The 17,523-nt window shown below is 62.0% G+C and carries 18 protein-coding genes; 15 read left to right on the forward strand and 3 right to left on the reverse strand.

Annotated features, from left to right (window positions below):
* The first annotated feature begins 14 nt into the window (after nucleotides 1–14).
* The 14 genes from cpaB (ACQCSV_RS14855) to ACQCSV_RS14920 all read left to right on the forward strand — a co-directional run bounded on the left by cpaB (ACQCSV_RS14855) (nucleotide 15) and on the right by ACQCSV_RS14920 (nucleotide 13,105).
* Nucleotides 15–770 carry a Flp pilus assembly protein CpaB gene (cpaB, locus tag ACQCSV_RS14855; RefSeq protein ID WP_426938695.1) on the forward strand — a complete coding sequence of 252 codons (756 nt, stop codon included), beginning with the start codon at nucleotides 15–17 and terminating at the stop codon, nucleotides 768–770.
* Entirely contained in the window at nucleotides 767–1,963 is a 1,197-nt protein-coding gene (locus ACQCSV_RS14860) for an AAA family ATPase (RefSeq protein ID WP_426938696.1), read from the forward strand. Before cpaB (ACQCSV_RS14855) ends, ACQCSV_RS14860 begins: the two co-directional genes overlap by 4 nt.
* Nucleotides 1,960–3,405: a CpaF family protein gene (locus tag ACQCSV_RS14865; RefSeq protein WP_426938697.1), complete on the forward strand. Its 1,446-nt coding sequence runs from the start codon at nucleotides 1,960–1,962 to the stop codon at nucleotides 3,403–3,405. The genes ACQCSV_RS14860 and ACQCSV_RS14865 overlap by 4 nt, the downstream gene beginning before the upstream one ends.
* On the forward strand, nucleotides 3,402–4,349 hold the full coding sequence (locus tag ACQCSV_RS14870; RefSeq protein ID WP_426938698.1) for a type II secretion system F family protein: 948 nt from the start codon (nucleotides 3,402–3,404) through the stop codon (nucleotides 4,347–4,349). Before ACQCSV_RS14865 ends, ACQCSV_RS14870 begins: the two co-directional genes overlap by 4 nt.
* A gap of 11 nt (nucleotides 4,350–4,360) precedes the next feature.
* Nucleotides 4,361–5,248, forward strand: coding sequence for a type II secretion system F family protein (locus ACQCSV_RS14875; RefSeq protein WP_426938699.1), 888 nt, complete (start codon nucleotides 4,361–4,363; stop codon nucleotides 5,246–5,248).
* A 270-nt stretch (nucleotides 5,249–5,518) separates the two neighbouring features.
* Nucleotides 5,519–5,716, forward strand: a complete 198-nt coding sequence (locus ACQCSV_RS14880) for a Flp family type IVb pilin (protein ID WP_426938700.1) — start codon at nucleotides 5,519–5,521, stop codon at nucleotides 5,714–5,716.
* A gap of 113 nt (nucleotides 5,717–5,829) precedes the next feature.
* Nucleotides 5,830–6,201, forward strand: coding sequence for a TadE/TadG family type IV pilus assembly protein (locus ACQCSV_RS14885; RefSeq protein WP_426938701.1), 372 nt, complete (start codon nucleotides 5,830–5,832; stop codon nucleotides 6,199–6,201).
* A complete protein-coding gene (locus ACQCSV_RS14890) occupies nucleotides 6,189–7,223 on the forward strand; it encodes a pilus assembly protein TadG-related protein (RefSeq protein ID WP_426938702.1) in 1,035 nt (344 codons plus the stop codon). Before ACQCSV_RS14885 ends, ACQCSV_RS14890 begins: the two co-directional genes overlap by 13 nt.
* Before the next feature lie 32 nt (nucleotides 7,224–7,255).
* Nucleotides 7,256–8,014 (forward strand): Flp pilus assembly protein CpaB, encoded by a 759-nt coding sequence (gene cpaB, locus ACQCSV_RS14895; protein ID WP_426938703.1) that lies wholly within the window; start codon nucleotides 7,256–7,258, stop codon nucleotides 8,012–8,014.
* Entirely contained in the window at nucleotides 8,011–9,207 is a 1,197-nt protein-coding gene (locus ACQCSV_RS14900) for an AAA family ATPase (protein WP_426938704.1), read from the forward strand. Before cpaB (ACQCSV_RS14895) ends, ACQCSV_RS14900 begins: the two co-directional genes overlap by 4 nt.
* Complete coding sequence (locus ACQCSV_RS14905; protein ID WP_354153328.1) at nucleotides 9,207–10,724, forward strand: CpaF family protein; 1,518 nt, start codon at nucleotides 9,207–9,209, stop codon at nucleotides 10,722–10,724. The genes ACQCSV_RS14900 and ACQCSV_RS14905 overlap by 1 nt, the downstream gene beginning before the upstream one ends.
* Nucleotides 10,721–11,656: a type II secretion system F family protein gene (locus tag ACQCSV_RS14910; protein ID WP_354153327.1), complete on the forward strand. Its 936-nt coding sequence runs from the start codon at nucleotides 10,721–10,723 to the stop codon at nucleotides 11,654–11,656. Before ACQCSV_RS14905 ends, ACQCSV_RS14910 begins: the two co-directional genes overlap by 4 nt.
* 7 nt (nucleotides 11,657–11,663) lie before the next feature.
* Complete coding sequence (locus tag ACQCSV_RS14915; RefSeq protein ID WP_426939573.1) at nucleotides 11,664–12,548, forward strand: type II secretion system F family protein; 885 nt, start codon at nucleotides 11,664–11,666, stop codon at nucleotides 12,546–12,548.
* Nucleotides 12,549–12,640: 92 nt separating this feature from the next.
* Nucleotides 12,641–13,105: an Hpt domain-containing protein gene (locus tag ACQCSV_RS14920; protein WP_426938705.1), complete on the forward strand. Its 465-nt coding sequence runs from the start codon at nucleotides 12,641–12,643 to the stop codon at nucleotides 13,103–13,105.
* Here the strand turns inward: ACQCSV_RS14920 and ACQCSV_RS14925 are convergent.
* On the reverse strand, nucleotides 13,102–13,905 hold the full coding sequence (locus ACQCSV_RS14925; protein WP_426938706.1) for a response regulator transcription factor: 804 nt from the start codon (nucleotides 13,903–13,905) through the stop codon (nucleotides 13,102–13,104). The two genes, ACQCSV_RS14920 and ACQCSV_RS14925, sit on opposite strands and share 4 nt — an antisense overlap.
* Nucleotides 13,906–14,158: 253 nt before the next feature.
* On the opposite strand from ACQCSV_RS14925, the gene ACQCSV_RS14930 reads away from it, so the two are divergent.
* Nucleotides 14,159–15,820: a sensor histidine kinase gene (locus ACQCSV_RS14930; RefSeq protein ID WP_426938707.1), complete on the forward strand. Its 1,662-nt coding sequence runs from the start codon at nucleotides 14,159–14,161 to the stop codon at nucleotides 15,818–15,820.
* 53 nt (nucleotides 15,821–15,873) lie between these two features.
* Here ACQCSV_RS14930 and ACQCSV_RS14935 read toward each other — a convergent pair whose 3' ends face one another.
* Nucleotides 15,874–16,767: a tRNA pseudouridine synthase A gene (locus ACQCSV_RS14935; RefSeq protein ID WP_354222853.1), complete on the reverse strand. Its 894-nt coding sequence runs from the start codon at nucleotides 16,765–16,767 to the stop codon at nucleotides 15,874–15,876.
* Between the two features lie 32 nt (nucleotides 16,768–16,799).
* On the reverse strand, nucleotides 16,800–17,483 hold the full coding sequence (rplQ, locus tag ACQCSV_RS14940) for a 50S ribosomal protein L17 (protein ID WP_426938708.1): 684 nt from the start codon (nucleotides 17,481–17,483) through the stop codon (nucleotides 16,800–16,802).
* Nucleotides 17,484–17,523: the final 40 nt, after the last annotated feature.

Consider the following 17,523-nt stretch of genomic DNA (forward strand, 5'->3'; position numbering starts at 1 on the left):
AGGAGAAAGTCAAAGTGAAAACTCGCCTACTGGGAGGCATCGTTGCACTTGTGCTCGCAATAGTTGGCACACTGCTTCTAGTCTCATACGTTCAAGGATCTGAGGCCAGGGCCCAAGAAGGCCTGAAGCCAGTCGACGTCTTAGTGGTACAGAAACAGGTCCCACAGGGTGCTGACCTTGAAGTGATCAAGGCAGCCACCAAACTCACATCCCTGCCAGCCGACTCTGTGCCCAGCGGGGCACTGAAAAGCCTTGACGGACTTAACGGAAAAGTCGCGGCAGTCGAACTCATACCAGGAGAAGCGCTTTTGGGAGCGCGCCTTGCGGATCCGGCTACGCTGTCTGCTCCTGGTTCCGTAGCTGTTCCCGACGGTATGCAGGAAATTTCGGTTCAGTTGGACGCCCAGCGCGTGGTGGGCGGTCGGATTGCGGCGGGAGATACTGTTGGAATCATCGTCCTCCTTGATAAGGGTGGGGCAAAGGACAGCCCCGACATCGAATCCGGCCAGCAGGTCTTTCATAAGGTTCTGGTGACGAGTGTCCAGCGCTCGTTGCCTAAATCCACGGGAACAACGACGACCGATCCTGCCGAGCAAGCGAATACTCAGCTTCCGACGGGGCAAATGATCGTGACGTTTGCCCGGAATGACACCGATTCTTCAAAGATCGCCCTTGCTGCACAATTCGGAACCCTGTGGCTGACGAAGGAGCCGTCGACGACCATCGAAGGCGCCCCATTCGTGGCGAAGAAGTCCGAGCTGTACCGATGAGCCGCTACGTGCTGATCACGTCAGATCAGGAATTTGAAAAGCGGGTAAGGCAGGCGACGGCCGGCTTACACGGAACCTTTCACGCAATCGCTGCTGACTACCTGCCGCCGGGTCCGGACGACCTGCTCCAGGTACTGACTGGAGATCCCGTCGAAGTCATCCTGCTCGGGCCGGGACTTCCACTTGATGATTCCATCCGGTTGGCTAGTCTCTTCGACCTACAATATCCGGAAATCAGCATGGTCCTGGTCACCGCAGCCGAACAGAACATCGCACTTCCCGCTATGCGAGCCGGCATAAGGGACCTCCTAGACCCGGCCTCGGATGTTGATGCCATCCGCAAGTTGCTGGAGCGAGCAAGTCTAGCGGCCGCCGGGAGACGCCGTGGCTTGGGCAACTCGGTAGAAGGTGGGCCAAGAAGCAGCCGTATTATCGCGGTCATGTCTCCAAAAGGCGGAGTGGGCAAGACGACCATTGCGACGAACCTTGCCGTCGGATTGGGCAAGGAAGCACCCATGGGAGTTGTGGTGGTCGACCTTGATCTCCAGTTCGGTGACGTTGCATCCGGCCTGATGCTGGACCCTGAGCGAACCTTGGCTGATGCGGTGGTTGGGGCCGCAGTCCAGGACATCGTTGTGCTGAAGTCCTATCTGACGCTGCACCCATCTGGCATATACGCGCTCTGCGCGCCCCTGCGCCCGACCGACGCCGATCAGATTTCCGGCGAACAGGTCGGTCGATTGCTTAGCCAACTTGCTAACGAATTCCGGTACGTCGTAGTTGATTCGGCACCCGGCCTGGGCGAACACGTTCTTGCCACACTGGAAGTCGCCTCGGATGCAGTCTGGGTTTGTGGCATGGATATTCCAAGTATTCGTGGGCTTCGCACCGGGTTGGGAATCCTGACCGAACTTGACCTGGTACCGGAAAATCGTCACGTTGTGCTCAACTTTGCGGACCGCAGAACCGGGCTAACTTTGCAGGACGTTGAGGCCACTATAGGGTGCCCCGTCGACGTGGTTTTGCCTCGATCGCGGACCCTTCCATTTTCCACCAACAAGGGCGTACCTCTGCTGCAGGACTGCACTCGGGATCCGGCAACAAAGGGTCTGCGCCAGCTCGTTGAAAGGTTCAGCGCCAATTGGGAGGCTCGCCCCCATAAGAAACTCCATAGAAGGGCAGTAGTCCAGTGAACCTAGCCAAGCGCCTTGAGTCCGCCCGAGGCAATGACACCGTAAATGCCGGACGGGCCGCAGCCAATGTGTCCTGGATCGGAGGGACAACACCTCCAGTCGAGTCACCGCAGGGATCAGCAACCGACGCAGGCACCCTTGGCAGCGACGCGAATGAGGCCCTAAATGCAGTCAAGGATCGCGCAGCCGCTGCTCTCTACGAGCGAATGGGCAGCCGGATTACTGATGCTTCTCTGGACGAATCCGACCTGCAGAAATACGTCAAGGACGAACTCCGGGCCATCATCGACGAAGATGAAATCCCGCTCAGTGCTCCCGAACGCCAGCGCCTCGTACAGGAAATCATCGACGACGTCCTGGGTCTCGGACCGTTGCAGAAGTACCTCGCAGACGCTGCCGTGACCGAAGTTATGGTCAACGGGCCGGACAAAGTTTATGTTGAGCGTGGCGGCCGGTTATTCCTCACGAATGCCCGATTCAGTTCCGAGGAACATCTGCGCCGGATCATCGAACGGATCGTGTCAAAGGTAGGGCGGCGCATCGATGAGTCCTCGCCGATGGTGGACGCCAGGCTTTCTGACGGCTCTCGCGTTAACGCGATCATTGCCCCACTTGCCGTAAGCGGATCATCACTAACGATTCGAAAATTCAGTCATGTCCCGTTGACCGTTGACAACTTGATCTCGTTTGGAACCCTGAGCCCAGAAATGGCGGAGTTGCTGCAAGCGTGCGTCCTCGCCCGACTCAATATCATTGTGTCCGGTGGTACTGGGACTGGAAAGACTACGTTGCTTAATGTCTTGTCGTCGTTTCTGCCAGCCGACGAACGAATTGTAACGATCGAGGATGCTGTAGAGCTCCAATTGCAGCAGGACCACGTGGTGCGACTCGAAAGCCGGCCGCGCAACATAGAAGGCAAGGGTGAAATCTCCATCAGGGATCTCGTTCGAAATTCGCTTCGCATGAGGCCGGACCGGATTGTCATCGGCGAAGTCCGAGGCGGTGAGTCATTGGACATGCTTCAAGCCATGAACACTGGCCACGACGGTTCGATTTCCACAGTCCACGCCAATTCGCCCAGGGACGCCATCGCCCGTTTGGAAACCTTGGTCCTCATGGCCGGCATGGACCTTCCGTTGCGAGCCATTCGGGAACAGATTGCATCGGCGGTCAACCTGATCGTCCACATTTCGCGACTGAGGGACGGAACGCGCCGCGTCACACATGTTACGGAGGTTCAAGGCATGGAAGGTGACATCGTTACCCTCCAGGATGCCTTCTGTTTCGACTACAGTGCGGGCGTTGACGCCAACGGTAGATTCCTGGGTCGCCCCATCCCGACGGGGGTCAGGCCGCGGTTCGTTGATCACTTCGCCGAGCTGGGCATCGCGCTTTCGCCATCAGTATTCGGGAGCGTCCAAATGGGTGGTGGTTACAGGTGACCGCTAGTAGCCCCATTTTCTTCGTGCTGGGCATCGCCCTCTCGCTTGTGGCCCTCGCCATCTTCCTATTTTCCACACTAGGCATTGGCAAGGGCGGGATCGCTTTGTCGCGGCGGCGGCCCGGCGTTACCAACGAGCCATCCATCCTAACTCGTGCTACGGGCGCTGCGGTTGCCTTCGTGGACCGCAAGGTCAGCAAGAACGCCAGATTCGGCACCAGAGAATCGCTTGAGCAGGCTGGATTACGCATGCGGCAGCCGGATTTTATTCTCTTGGTCTGCTGTATCGGCGTCACCGCAAGCCTTATTGGCTTTGTAGCAGGTGGCATTCTCATGTGCCTGCTATTTCTAGTGCTGACTCCGCTGGGTGCGACACTTTTCCTCAGGATCATGGCGAGTCGCCGACGCGCCAGGTTTGAATCGCAACTTGGAGACACCCTTCAGATGCTTGCTGGTGGCTTGCGCGCCGGTCACAGCCTCTTGCGGTCCGTTGATGCCGTCGCTCAAGAGGCCGACTCACCCACCTCCGAAGAATTTGCCAGACTGGTCAACGAATCGCGGCTCGGGCGAGATCTCAAGGATTCCATGGTGGATGCGGCCAGACGACTCAGGAGCGAAGATTTCGATTGGACAGGACAAGCCATCGAAATACATCGCGAAGTTGGCGGAGACCTAGCCGAAGTCCTCGACCATGTGGGTGAAACTATCCGCGAACGGTCCGAGATAAAGGGCCAGGTTCAGTCCCTGAGCGCTGAGGGAAGACTGTCTGCCTACATTCTGGTTGCGCTCCCAGTGGGCATGTTCCTCTACTTGAGCACAGCTAGTCCAGACTACATGAGTGCCCTGTACACGAATTTGCTCGGCTGGGTGATGGTCGCAATGTCAGTGGTGCTGCTAGCACTCGGTTCCTGGTGGCTCAGCCGCGTCGTAAAGATCAAGTTCTAGGAAGGATCGCTATGAGTGCAATGGCATGGCTACTTGTTGGCCTGATCATAGTTCCAATTGCTTCGATGGTCTGGTCGTTCATATCCATTGACCGTAATGGTATTGCGGCTGTCCGAGCCAACCTTGGGCGAGGTCATCTGGCCGCTGAAGGAACCAACGCTGGCGAGCCGAGAGGCGTAGTCGGTCTCGGCGTTCGCCTCACGCCCAAGGGGTACGCAGGCTGGCTGGACAAGCTTCTGGCCAGGGCTGGCCGCCCAGCACGCGTGCCATTGGAACGGCTACTGATTGCGAAACCTATGTTGGCACTCGTCGCCGCATTTTTCAGCATCTTGTTTGTGATGAAGTCGCCAACGGGTCTCCCTCTACTCTTCGCGATCTTGCTCCCGGTCCTCGCCTACTTCACTCCGGATATTCTGATCCACGGCCGAGGGGCTGAACGGCAAAAGGCTATTGAGATGGAACTGCCCAACACCTTGGACCAAATGCTGATTTCGGTCGAGGCAGGATTGGGATTCGAGTCGGCAATGGCAAGAGCCGGTCAGAATGGCAAGGGTCCACTGGCTGAGGAGCTTGTCCGCACACTTCAGGACTTGCAGGTGGGGCGAAGCCGCAAAGACGCATATTTGGCCATGGCGCAGAGAACTGATGTGCCGGACCTTCGTAGCTTCGTACGTTCAGTAGTGCAGGCCGATGCCTATGGCATAGGGCTGGCGGGTGTCCTTCGCACGCAGGCTAAGCAAATGCGCGTCAAGCGCCGCCAGCGCGCCGAAGAGAAGGCCATGAAACTGCCGGTGAAAGTCCTATTTCCACTGATGTTATGCATCCTTCCCGTGCTCTTTATCGTCATCATTGGGCCTGCTGTTATCAATGTGATGAACAACTTCGTAGGCAAATTTTGATGCGTTGAAGCCGCACCCATCGCGCCATAAGGCGCCCCAAATACCGGACCCCCTCGGAACCCAGAACCGAGGGGGTCCGTTTGTGTGCCCGGACAGTGAGCCACTCCGAGGTTCAGCACAGTAGACGCGAAGGGAAAGCGCAGGAAATGCGCAGCAGTGGAAGCGTTCACGCAGGATCCTGCAAGATCCGATCAACGTCGAATCAAGGGTTGCTAGCTTCGTTTCAGAGCTGGTGCAGGGCCAGCCATCCGACTCGCTCAGGAGTACGAAATGCTTTCTCTCTACACGAACCTCATGATCCGTCTTCGCAGCGACGAGAAGGGTGCCACCGCCGTCGAATACGGCATCATGGTCGCACTCATCGCCGTTGTCATCATCGTGGCCGTAAGCAGCCTGGGTGGCACGCTGACGGGGCTCTTCGAATCCGTCGACACTAAGATCACGCCGACGACACCGGCCACCCCGTAACACCCCGTTACAGACGGATCCACGCTCAGTGCGGTGCAGGAGGCGTACCTGTACCGCACGTCGCATTCCCGCCCAGCGTGAGGCCAGAAACAGACCAGGAAGGGCACAGCGAAATGCAGAACAATGAACGCGGGGCAGCCGCCGTCGAGTTCGCGATCCTGCTGCCCCTCCTCTTGCTGCTGGTACTGGGGACCATCGAATTCGGCCGGGCCTACAACGCCCAGATCACACTCACGAATGCCGCCCGCGACGGCGCCCGCGTCATGGCCATCGCGAACGACCCGGCCGGAGCGAAGACTGCGGCCAGGAATGCGGCAGCGTCCGTCAGCACAGCGATTCCAACGTCAGACGTCACGCTCAGCACCACCATCTGCAGCACGGGCACCCAGGTGACGCTCACCATCAAGTACAGCCTGTCCACCATCACCGGCATCGCTGGCCCGTTTCCGATGACAGGCAAAGGAGTCATGCTTTGCGGCGGCTGACCGGGGACGCGCAGGCCACGGACCGAGGCGCCATCACGGTTATCGTGGCACTCCTCATGGTGGTCCTCCTAGGATCCGCGGCAATCGCCGTCGACGTCGGGGTGATCTACTCCGAACGCGCTCAGCTTCAGAGCGGCGCAGATGCCGCTGCCCTCGGCGTGGCTCAGAAATGCGCCCGGAATGCCAGCGATCCGTTATGTTCGACGACGTCGACCCTCGCCACCAGCCTCGCAAACCAGAACGCCCTGGATGGCATGAGCAAGGTCCATTCCATCGCTCTCGACAAAACGGCGCAGAAGGTCAGCGTCACCACATCGGCGAAGGAGCCCGGGGGGACGGACAACTCCGTCTCCCTCTTCTTCGCGGGCGCCCTCGGTGTTCCAACCAAGGAAGTCGGGACCAAGGCTTCGGCGGAGTGGGGCAGTCCGCTGAAGGGACCGGCAGCCTTCCCCATTACAGTCTCCGTCTGCCAGGTCCGGGGCCAGACCGGCGTCATGCAGCTCCTCCAGCTCCACGGAAAGTTGAAGAATCCCGGATGCAACTACGGCCCGTCAGGCGCTCCGGTTCCCGGTGGATTCGGAGGCCTGAAGCAGGACACCGGAAGCTGCGGGGCGATCATCGACGTCTCCAAAGCCACCGCTGGCGGAGACACTGGCAGCAACCCTCCGCCAAACTGTGAGGCGCTGCTGAACGGCTGGGGTGCCGACATCACTGCCGGCAAGGAGGTAATCCTCCTGCTGCCGGTTTTCAACGCCGTAACCGGCACCGGAGCTGGAGCCGTCTACGGCCTCACAACCTTTGCTGCCTTCAAGGTGGCGGGCTGGAAGTTCAGTGGCGGCAGCACTCTTCCCTATACCTTTCGAAACAGGGCTCCAGATGTACCGGCCGCCCTGGAGTGCCGGGAAGCAACCCAGTGCAAGGGAATTATCGGAACATTCGTCAAGTACGTTTCCCTGGCCAGCGGCTACACCTTGGGACCCGTCCACGCCGATGGCGCCACCATCGCCCGCCTCACCCTTTGATCCCGCAAATACCTAGAACCACGGAGTTGACAGTGAAGTCTCGCCTGCTCGCCGGAACGGCTGCGATTGCGTTGGCGGTTGTGGGCGCCCTCCTTATCATCTTCTACGCCCAAGGTGCCGACCAGCGAGCCTTGGCCACCACCAAGCCCGCGGATGTCCTGGTGGTCAAGACCGCCATCCCCGCTGGAACTCCCGTTAACGAGATGGCTGCGTCCCTCGTCATCGAAAAAGTTCCCGCCGCCGGCGTCGCCGACACCGCGCTCAGCACACTGGACGACAAAGCCGGCACTGTCAGCGCCGTAGCCCTCATCCCCGGTGAGCAGCTCCTCGCCGAACGCCTTGTCGCCCCTGAGGCGGTCAAGTCCGAGGGCGCTGTGAAAGTCCCGGCCGGCTTCCAGGAAGTCTCGTTCGAAGTGGAGCCCAAGAGGGTTGTGGGCGGACGTATCGACGTCGGCGATCACGTCGGCTTCTTCCTCTCGTTCGAAGGCGGAGCCTTCAAAGCCAAGCCCGAGGATTACACGAGCCAGCTAACCGTCCGCAAGGCCCTGGTGACCGCCGTCCAGCGCGCACCACAGACCAAACCCGCCGAAAAGCCGGCCGCCGGTGAACCCAACCCTCAGGACACCACCCTCCCGGAGGGCTCACTAATGCTCACGGTCGCGGTCAACGACGTCGACGCCGGGAAGATCGTTTTCGCCTCCGAATTCGGCCGCATCTGGCTCACCAAGGAACCCCTCGACGCCCAGGACAACGGACCCCGCATCGAGCGCAAGGAAGTGGTGTACAAATGAGCCGCTTCGTCCTCCTCTCCCCCAACACCGACTTCGACCACAAACTCCGCGAGGCCGTAGCGCACGGTCTCCGCGGCTCCGTGCAGAGCATCGCGTCGGACATCCTGCCCGCCGGGCCGCAGGAGCTGTTCGCCCTCCTCAACCAGGAACAGCCCGAGGTCCTCATCGTCGGCCCGGACATCTCCCCCGACGAGGCGATGCGATTCGCCAAAGTCTTTGACGTTCAACTGCCCGGCCTCAGCATTGTGTTGGTCAGCGACGCCGATCCCGCGGTCCTCCTGCACGCCATGCGGGCCGGGATCAGGGACATCCTGAGCCCCGGCGCGGATGCCGCCGAGATCCGGGTAATCTTGGAACTTGCTTGCCAGTCCTTCGCCACCCGCAACCGGACCTTCGGCGCACCGCCCGCCGAAAACAGCGGCAAGGGACTCGTCATAGGCGTTTTCTCCCCCAAAGGCGGCGTCGGCAAAACCACCCTCGCCACCAACATCGCCATCGGCCTGGGCCAGATCGCCCCCATGAGCGTGGTGATCGTGGACCTGGACCTCCAGTTCGGCGATGTTGCCTCCGGCCTCTACCTCAATCCCGAGCACACCGTCACCGATGCGGTCGGCCCGGCGGCGGCCCAGGATTCCTTGGTTCTGAAGGCCTTCCTGACCGTCCATCCGGCCGGTATATACGCCCTGTGCGCGCCGCCGAATCCGGTGGACGCTGACCATGTCACGCCCGAGCAGGTTACGCACCTGCTGGAGCAGCTCGCCCGGGAGTTCCAGTACGTGGTCCTGGATACCGCGCCCGGCCTCCCCGAGATCGGGATCGCGGCGCTGGAACAGTGCACCGATGTGGTGTGGGTCAGCGCCATGGACATCCCCAGCCTCCGTGGCCTCAGGTCCGGCTTGGAGGTTCTCCGCCAGCTTGAGATCATGCCGGAGTCACGGCACGTAGTCCTCAACATGGCCGATGCCAAGGCCGGCCTGACGGTCCAGGACGTGGAGTCCACCATCGGCGCCCCCGTGGACATCAGCATTCCCCGGTCCCGCGCAGTGGCATTGTCCACGAACCGGGGCATCCCAGTCCTTCAGGAATCCAGAAAGGACCCGGCCGTCAAGAGCCTGATACAGCTGGTTGAACGCTTCAACCCCGTCTGGCGGACCCAGGCCCAACGCAAGCTGCACCGAAGGGTGGTCATCTAATGAAACTCTCCGAACGGATCCAAACCGTCCAGGACCGGAACCAGGCCGCACAACCGTCTCTCGCCGTGCACCCCGCCGTGGCCAGTACGACGGCGGTACGCACCACAGTGCCCCACCGCACCCCGAGCGCGGCGCGGGTTGCGGAATCCGCTGGAACGCAACCTCCCGCCGTCGTACGTTCCCATGCCGATTCACCCGACCCGGCTCCCCAGGCACCCAAGGTGCAGCCGGTGGATGTCTTTGCCGCGATGAAACTCCGTGCCGCGAGCGCCCTCTTTGAACGCATGGGCGCACGGTTCAACGACGCTACAGTGACCGAGCAGGAGCTGCGGCGCACCGCGAAGGAAGAACTCACCCTGATCATCGATGCGGAACAGGTACCCCTGTCCGCGGAGGAACGCATCCGGCTGGTCCGCGACGTCGCCGACGACGTCCTGGGTTACGGCCCGCTGCAACGGTTGCTGGACGATCCGGCCGTCACGGAAATTATGGTCAACCGGATGGACCAGATCTACGTGGAGCGCAAGGGCAAGCTCACCCTGACCGAATCGCGCTTCAGCTCCGAAGAGCACCTGCGCAAGGTGATTGAGCGCATCGTGTCCAAGGTGGGGCGTCGGATCGACGAATCCTCGCCGCTGGTGGATGCCCGACTTGAAGACGGTTCCCGCGTCAACGCCGTCATCCCGCCCCTGTCCGTGGGCGGGTCATCGCTGACCATCCGAAAGTTCAGCAAGGTACCCCTAACGGTCCGCAACCTGATTGACTTCGGCACGCTGACCCCGGAGATGGCTGAGCTCCTCGACGCGTGTGTGAAGGCCAAGCTGAACATCATCGTCTCCGGCGGTACGGGCACCGGCAAGACCACGCTGCTGAACGTCCTGTCCTCCTTCCTTCCGGCCGACGAACGGATCGTCACCATCGAGGACGCCGTTGAACTGCAGATCCAGCAGCAGCACGTGGTCCGGCTGGAAAGCCGTCCCCCAAATACTGAAGGGAAGGGCGAGGTGACTATCCGTGAACTGCTGCGCAACTCCCTGCGTATGCGGCCGGACCGCATCGTGGTGGGCGAGGTCCGCGGCGGCGAATCCCTGGACATGCTGCAGGCCATGAACACCGGCCATGACGGATCCCTTTCCACCGTGCACTCCAACTCACCGCGTGACGCCGTGGCCCGTCTGGAGACCCTGGTGCTGATGGCCGGCATGGACCTGCCGCTGCGGGCCATCCGGGAACAGATCGCCTCCGCCGTCAACCTCATCGTCCAGATCTCCCGACTGCGTGACGGATCCCGCCGCATCACCCACGTGACCGAAGTCCAGGGTATGGAAGGGGACATCGTCACGCTGCAGGACGCGTTCGTTTTCGACTACTCTGCCGGGATGGATGCCCATGGCCGGTTCCTCGGCAAACCCGTGGCCACCGGCATCCGGCCACGGTTCATCGACCGGTTCGAAGACCTCGGCATCCACGTCTCACCGTCTGTGTTTGCCGGTTCCCTCTCCCCGGTCACGAAATGACCGCTCTCACCATTGGGATCGTCGTCCTGCTGGCGGCCGTCAGCCTTCTGGGCATCGCGGTGCTGGTCCCCGGCACACCCGAGGTGCCGATGGACCGCCGTCGTCCGTTCGAATCAAACGCGCCGTCCACGCTTGCTCGCTTCGCAGCGTCCGCCGTGACCTCCTCCGAACGGATCCTGGGCGGACGCAACGTCCAGCTTTTCTCTCGCACCCAGCTGGAAATCGCCGGCCTCCGGCTGAGCCAGTCCGAATTCTTTATCCTGGTGGCCGCCGGCGCGTGTGTGGGATTCCTCGTGGGCATTGTCACCGTCGGGCCGCTAGTGGGGCTGCTGCTGGCAATATTCTCCCCGTTCGTGGGGCACCTGGTCCTGGGATATCTAGCCGGGAAGCGGCGCGCGAAGTTTGATACCCAGCTGGGCGATACTCTTCAGCTCCTCTCGGGGGGCTTGCGCGCCGGCCACAGCATCCTTCGCGCCATCGACGCCGCCGCGGCGGAATCCCAGAAGCCCACGTCGGAGGAGATGCGGCGCGTTATCACCGAGACCAGCCTGGGCCGTGACCTGCTCGCAGCCCTCAATGATACGGCCCTCAGGATGAAGAATGAGGATTTCGTCTGGGTCTCGCAGGCCATCCAGATCAACCGCGAAGTGGGCGGTAACCTGGCCGAGGTCCTGGACCAGGTGAACGAGACCATCCGCGAGCGCAGCGAGATCAAGGGCCACATCAAGGCCCTTGCCGCGGAAGGAAAGTTCTCCGCCTACATCCTCATTGCCATGCCATTCGGAATCGTGGGCATGCTGCTTTCGGTCAGCCCCAACTACATGAACCCGATGTTCAGCCACCCCCTCGGCTGGGCCATGATCGGCGGCTCGTTTGTCCTCATGACCATCGGCGCGCTGTGGATGCGCAAGATCATCGACCTGAAGTTCTGAGGACATGATGAACCCTATGATTCTCCTGGCCGTTGTCCTGGTCTGCGTTCCCGTGGCCGGATTGGCCTGGTCCCTTCTGACGGCCGATCAAAGAGGCCGGGTGGCCACCGCTGAGCTGTTGAGCCGAGGCGCAGCACTCTCGGGAATTGGCGCTCCGCCCAGGGCCAGCGTGCTCGAAGCCATCGGGCGTCGGCTCACCCCGCCTGCGTACGTGGCGTTCCTCGACCGCCTACTGTCACTTGCCGGCAGGCCGGTATCGATGCCACTGGAAAAGGTCCTCGGCGCCAAGATTGCCATCGGCCTGGCGGGTGCGTCCCTCGGGCTCTACCTGGCCGCCGTCGGCACCACGCCCATGATGAAGCTCGCGGGCATCTTCCTCCTGTTCCTCGGCTACTTCATCCCGGACCTGATGCTGTACAGCAAGGGCCTGGAGCGGCAGAAGGCCATGCAGCTGGAACTGGCCAACACCCTGGACCAGATGCTGATCTCTGTGGAGGCGGGCCTTGGCTTCGAAGGGGCGATGGCCCGCGCCGGCGAAAACGGCAAGGGACCGCTGGCCGATGAGCTGGTCCGCACGCTGCAGGACATGCAGGTGGGCCGCAGCCGGCGCGAGTCGTACCAGGCACTGGCTGAGCGGACCAGCATCCCGGAACTGCGAAGCTTCGTCCAGGCGGTCGTGCAGGCCGATACGTACGGCATTGCCATCAGCCGCGTGCTGCGGATCCAGGCCAAGGTCATGCGCGTCAAACGCCGCCAGCGCGCCGAGGAAAAGGCCATGAAACTCCCCGTGATGATCCTTTTCCCTCTGCTGTTCTTTATCTTTCCGGTGCTCTTCATTGCCATTCTGGGGCCAGCGGTTATCAACACTGTTGTCACATTCAGCGGGCAGTGACGCCGGCCACGAGAAGTCAAGGATGACTCAAGGTTTCCACAGGATCTACTGAAAATGGGCTCTCACATAACTACAGGAAGTAGCCTTGAAACATGGATAGTCCACCACTCACTTCCAGCAGCGGGGGTGTCCCTGCCGAGCCGCTGGCCGCGGGGTCTGCTGCGGACGTGCGTTCCGGACAGCCGCAGGCGGGCGTCGCACCCGTCCGCTGGGTCGAACCGGACATCCTGGCGGAGCTGGAAGAAGAACTGGACGGCCCGGAACTTGCCCTTGGATTTGCCCGTGATTACGCGTCTTTATGGGACCTGCGCTTCAGCCGGCTGGCCGCAGCGGTCCACACTGAGGACCGCCCTGCTGCCTTGGACGCCGTCATCAGCCTGCGGATCGCCTCCGCCATGGTGGGCGGGATCCGGTTGTCAGCCCTGGCCCAAGGTCTGGAGGACGCAATCCGCCGCAACGACTTCGTCCATGGCCAGGCCTTGCTGGCAATCGTGGCCGAGCACGGCGTGCGTACAGTCTCCGAGCTCCAGGCAAGCTACATCCTCAAGAACGACTAGTGATCAGCGCCCGGCCAGCCTTGCAGGTTGGTCCTGTTCGGTGCGAGCCGGTAGCCCACCCCCCGCACGGTCTGCAGCCAGCGCGGTGACTGCGGATCTTCCCGCAGCTTGCGGCGAAGGTTCCCCACGTGGACTTCCACAGCCCGCTCGTCAGCCTCACTGATATAGGCATCGGCCTCATAAAGGTCGCCCCGGACCGCACGCACCAGATCCGACCGCCTGCATACTGCCCCCTCGCCGCGGAGCAAGGTGTGCAGGAGGTCGAATTCGCTGCGTGTGAGCCCGAGGTTGACCTCACCAATCACCACCGTGCGGGTCCGGTAGTTCAGAATGAGCCCGTTGTGTTGGATAACGCCCGCTTGGGTGAAGATTGCCGGCGCGGCCGGAGGTTCAGGCCATGAAGCCGGCTGAGGTGTATTGGTGCCTTCATGGCGCGGCCTGCGCATCATCGCTGCAACCCTTGCTCGGAGCTCACGAGGCCGGAAGGGCTTGGCGATGTAGTCATCCGCGCCTGCGTTCAGGGCCGAGAGCAGATCGGGTTCCTCGGTGCGGCCGGTCAGCATGACAACATAGGCATCACTGAAATTCCGGATGCGCCGCAGGACTTCAAAGCCGTCAATGTCCGGCAGGCCGATGTCCAAGGTGACCACCTGGGCCTTCTTATGTCGTACCACCTCTACGCCGGCCCGCCCCTCGGCGGCAGTATGGACCTCAAATCCGGCCTGACGCAGAATCCCCTCCAGGAGGTTCCGCACATCGGCGTCGTCTTCAATTACTACTGCTACCCCAAGATCTTCCATGTATATCCCCGTTGCCAGGTGAACGAGGCCCCCATCAGCCCAGCGCTAATCCCTCGTCCACTCCAACTCTCTATACGCTACAAGTATGAACGTCGGATGACACGCCTTCCTGCATTTAGTTTTGGAAAGTCAATTACCATGACATCGCAGCACATTAGTATTCGGAGGGTTGATTACCTCAGCATTCAGACATTCGGCGACATCATTTCATTGGGGACGGAATGGGGCCCGTCAGGAAAGTTGGAGATTCCGCATGGCTCGACGTCCCTCGCCCCGGGCGGTGGCCCTCTATTTCAGGAACCTCGGTCCCCGCACCCAAGTGGCCTTGTGCCAGCTTCCGCTATCCCTGATTGTTACCGTCCTTGGCGTGATGACACCCTTCGGCTGGCCATCCCTGCTGTCCAGCCCCTTCTACCTTGCCGGGCTGGCACTGCACGGCGCCCTCTTCCTGGCATGTTTCCTGACTCCCTGGGAGCGCCTGCGCCATAGTGCCTACCTAATCATTCCGGTGCTGGACCTTCTCGCCGTAGGACTCCTACGCAACGGCGCCGCGCCGCTCCTGCCGGGACTGGCAATCCTGGTGGTTTTTCCGGTGATCTGGCTCGCTGCTTCCGGGATGCTGGTCCGGACCAGCCTTGTACTGAGCGCTGTGGGTCCGCTCCTGATCATGGTTCCATCAACAGCTCCGAAGTTGCCCAACCTCACGGCAACGGACCTTACTCCACTTGTCCTTTTCCCTCTGGTGATGCTTGCTGTTTCTCTCGCAATCCGCTTCGCCAGCGTCAATATGCGCGTCCAGCAGCGCGAGCTACAAGCCATGGGCCAGGATCTGCGGGAGCTGCTCGCCGCGAGCCGGGAACGCGAGAAGCTCCTGGTGACCATCCTGGATGCCACCGACGTCGGCATTATTGCCGTCGATTCGAACGGTAACCAACTGCTGGCAAACAATATGATGAGGCGTTGGCAGCAGACCGCTGCACCCGCCGGCGTCGAGCCTGCCGACCACAGCGAACAGCGGGTCTTCGCCCAGGACAAAGTGACTCCCCTGCCGCCGGACAAGCGTCCGCTCCGGCGTGCCATCGAGGGTGAATCATTTGCGGACTATCTCGTCTGGATCGGCGATGCCCCGCAGCCGCGCGCGGTGTCCACCGCCGCCAGGCCGTTAATGGACGACGCCGGCCGCCTCACCGGAGCGGTGGTCGTCTACAACGACGTCACGGGGCTGGTTGAAGCCATGGCCGCGAACGAGGAACTGGTCTCGAACGTCTCCCACGAATTCCGGTCGCCGCTGAATTCGATCCTCGGCAACATTGACCTGGTGCTCGAGGACAGCGACGGACTTCCCGACGTTACGGTCCGGCGGCTGGAAGTGGTCCAGCGCAACTCCGAACGGCTGCTTGCCCTGGTCTCGGACCTGACGCTCGAGGCCGCCGCCGCCCTGAACGTCCACCCGAAGCGCACCGACATTTCCGGCCTGGTGGAGACCAGCATCGGCTCGGCGCAGGCGCAGGCGGAGCGAGCAGATGTGGCGCTGGTGGCCGATGTGCCCTCCCCGCTCTGGGCCTACGCCGACCCGCTCCGGATCGGCCAGGCACTGGACAATCTCGTGTCGAACGCCATCAAGTACTCCCCCGACGGCGGCACCGTGACCATCAGCGCGGCCGGCACCGAAGACTGGGTCAAGCTGGTTATTCAGGACACCGGGATGGGCATGGCACCGGAGGACGCGGCCAAGGTCTTCAGCCGGTTCTTCCGCGCCGAGGCTGCCCGGGACGCGGCCATCCCCGGAGCCGGGCTGGGCCTGGCCATCACCAAGACCATCCTGGAACGCCACGGCGGGGCCATCGCCTGCGCCAGTGCACTGGGCGGCGGCAGCACGTTCACCATGACCCTGCCCGTTGAATCCGCTGGTTGAGCTCGGCCACGGTGATTGAGCCCGTCGATGGGTCGGAGCTCAACCACCGGAGCTCAATGCTTGCGGACTGCCCTCGTCAGCTCGGCGCGGGCCAGCATCTCGTCGTCGGACGGGTAAGCCACTTCCTCAAGGACCAGCGGGTGCGGTGCAGCCAGCACGGACTTGGCGTCCCGCTTTTTGGCCAGCAGCCGCTCAAGCAGCCAGCCCGGCTCCTCGATGCCCTCGCCCACGAACAGGGCTGAGCCAACCAGGGAGCGAACCATGTTGTGGCAGAAGGCGTCTGCCTGGACGGTGGCCACAATGACGCCGTCTTCACTGCGGTGGAACTCGAAGCGCTGCAGCTCACGGACGGTGGTGGCACCCTCCCGCGGCTTGCAGTAGGACAGGAAGTTCTGCAGCCCCAGCAACTGCATGGCACCCACGTTCAGCAGGTCTACGTCCAGCGGGCTTTGGTGCCAGAGCGTGAAGTACCGTTCGAGCGGATCCCACAGGGCAGGTCCGTCCGCGATGCGGTAGCTGTAGCGCCGCCAGAGTGCAGAGAACCTGGCATCGAAACCCACGGGCGCCAGGGACACCAGGTGGACCTCGATAGCCCCGCTCAGGTCTCCCAACCCCCTGCTGAGGGCGCCACGAATCCGCCGAAGGAACGCGACGGCGGGATCCAGTTCGTGCCCGCGCGGCAGTTTCAGCCACTCTGCCTCGGTCAGGTCCAGGTGGACCACCTGGCCGCGGGCGTGCACACCGGCGTCGGTACGTCCCGCCACGGTGACCCGGATGGGCCGGCGGATCAACAACGCCAGGGCCTCTTCCAGGATGCCCTGGACTGTCCGCAATCCCGGCTGCACTGCCCACCCGTTGAAGGGGCCGCCGTCGTACGATAAATCGAACCGGACACGCAAAAACCCGCCGCCCCCCAAAACGGGGGCAGCGGGTTTTTGGTCGTTCATAGACATAAGTCTACTGGAGCGTCAGAGCCTGATTACTCAGCTTCGACGGCCTGTGCAGCGTCGCCACCGGCAGGCACGAAACCTGCGGCTGCGGCGGACTCAGCAGAGTCGAACCAGACTTCAGCAACCGTGGCGTCGTACCAGCGTGAGCCGGGAACGTGGTACTTCATGGAGTCCTCGTTGCCCTTGACCTCGAAGCCCTCAGGGGCAACGTTGTCAGCCGTAGCAGGCTTGGAACCGGCGTACTTGGCTTCAGCAGCTTCGGTTTCGACAGGCTCGGTTTCGACAGGCTCAGCAACCGGAGCAGCCTTAGCGGCAGCCTGGGTAGCCTCGGCCACAACGGCCTGCTTGGCGGAAACCGGCTCGAGAACCAGTTCGATGACAGCCATGGGAGCGTTGTCGCCCTTACGGTTGCCGATCTTGGTGATGCGGGTGTAGCCGCCGTTGCGGTTCTCCACTGCCTGTGCAATATCGGTGAACAGCTCGTGGACGATGCCCTTGTTGCTGATCAGGCCGAGTACACGGCGGCGGGAAGCCAGGTCGCCACGCTTGGCGAAAGTCACCAGACGCTCGGCGTAGGGCTTCAGTCGCTTGGCCTTGGTCACCGTGGTGGTGATCCGCTTGTGCTCGAACAGTGCGGCGGACAGGTTCGCGAGCATAAGACGCTCGTGAGCCGCTCCGCCTCCGAGGCGCGGACCCTTAGCGGGGGTAGGCATAATAGTTTCTCCTCATATGGAAGCCAGTTGTCTGCGCACA

This window comes from Pseudarthrobacter sp. S3, assembly GCF_050156905.1.
Taxonomy (GTDB): Bacteria; Actinomycetota; Actinomycetes; order Actinomycetales; family Micrococcaceae; genus Arthrobacter.

Excerpts from the sequence above, each read along its gene's own strand:
- ACQCSV_RS14880 (WP_426938700.1), top strand. The coding sequence starts at position 5,519 with ATGCTTTCTCTCTACACGAACCTCATGATCCGTCTTCGCAGCGACGAG.
- ACQCSV_RS14930 (WP_426938707.1), top strand. The coding sequence starts at position 14,159 with ATGGCTCGACGTCCCTCGCCCCGGGCGGTGGCCCTCTATTTCAGGAAC.
- ACQCSV_RS14900 (WP_426938704.1), top strand. The coding sequence starts at position 8,011 with ATGAGCCGCTTCGTCCTCCTCTCCCCCAACACCGACTTCGACCACAAA.
- ACQCSV_RS14860 (WP_426938696.1), top strand. The coding sequence starts at position 767 with ATGAGCCGCTACGTGCTGATCACGTCAGATCAGGAATTTGAAAAGCGG.
- ACQCSV_RS14935 (WP_354222853.1), bottom strand. The coding sequence starts at position 16,767 with ATGAACGACCAAAAACCCGCTGCCCCCGTTTTGGGGGGCGGCGGGTTT.
- rplQ (WP_426938708.1), bottom strand. The coding sequence starts at position 17,483 with ATGCCTACCCCCGCTAAGGGTCCGCGCCTCGGAGGCGGAGCGGCTCAC.
- ACQCSV_RS14905 (WP_354153328.1), top strand. The coding sequence starts at position 9,207 with ATGAAACTCTCCGAACGGATCCAAACCGTCCAGGACCGGAACCAGGCC.
- ACQCSV_RS14920 (WP_426938705.1), top strand. The coding sequence starts at position 12,641 with ATGGATAGTCCACCACTCACTTCCAGCAGCGGGGGTGTCCCTGCCGAG.
- ACQCSV_RS14915 (WP_426939573.1), top strand. The coding sequence starts at position 11,664 with ATGAACCCTATGATTCTCCTGGCCGTTGTCCTGGTCTGCGTTCCCGTG.
- ACQCSV_RS14925 (WP_426938706.1), bottom strand. The coding sequence starts at position 13,905 with ATGGAAGATCTTGGGGTAGCAGTAGTAATTGAAGACGACGCCGATGTG.
- ACQCSV_RS14910 (WP_354153327.1), top strand. The coding sequence starts at position 10,721 with ATGACCGCTCTCACCATTGGGATCGTCGTCCTGCTGGCGGCCGTCAGC.
- ACQCSV_RS14875 (WP_426938699.1), top strand. The coding sequence starts at position 4,361 with ATGAGTGCAATGGCATGGCTACTTGTTGGCCTGATCATAGTTCCAATT.
- ACQCSV_RS14885 (WP_426938701.1), top strand. The coding sequence starts at position 5,830 with ATGCAGAACAATGAACGCGGGGCAGCCGCCGTCGAGTTCGCGATCCTG.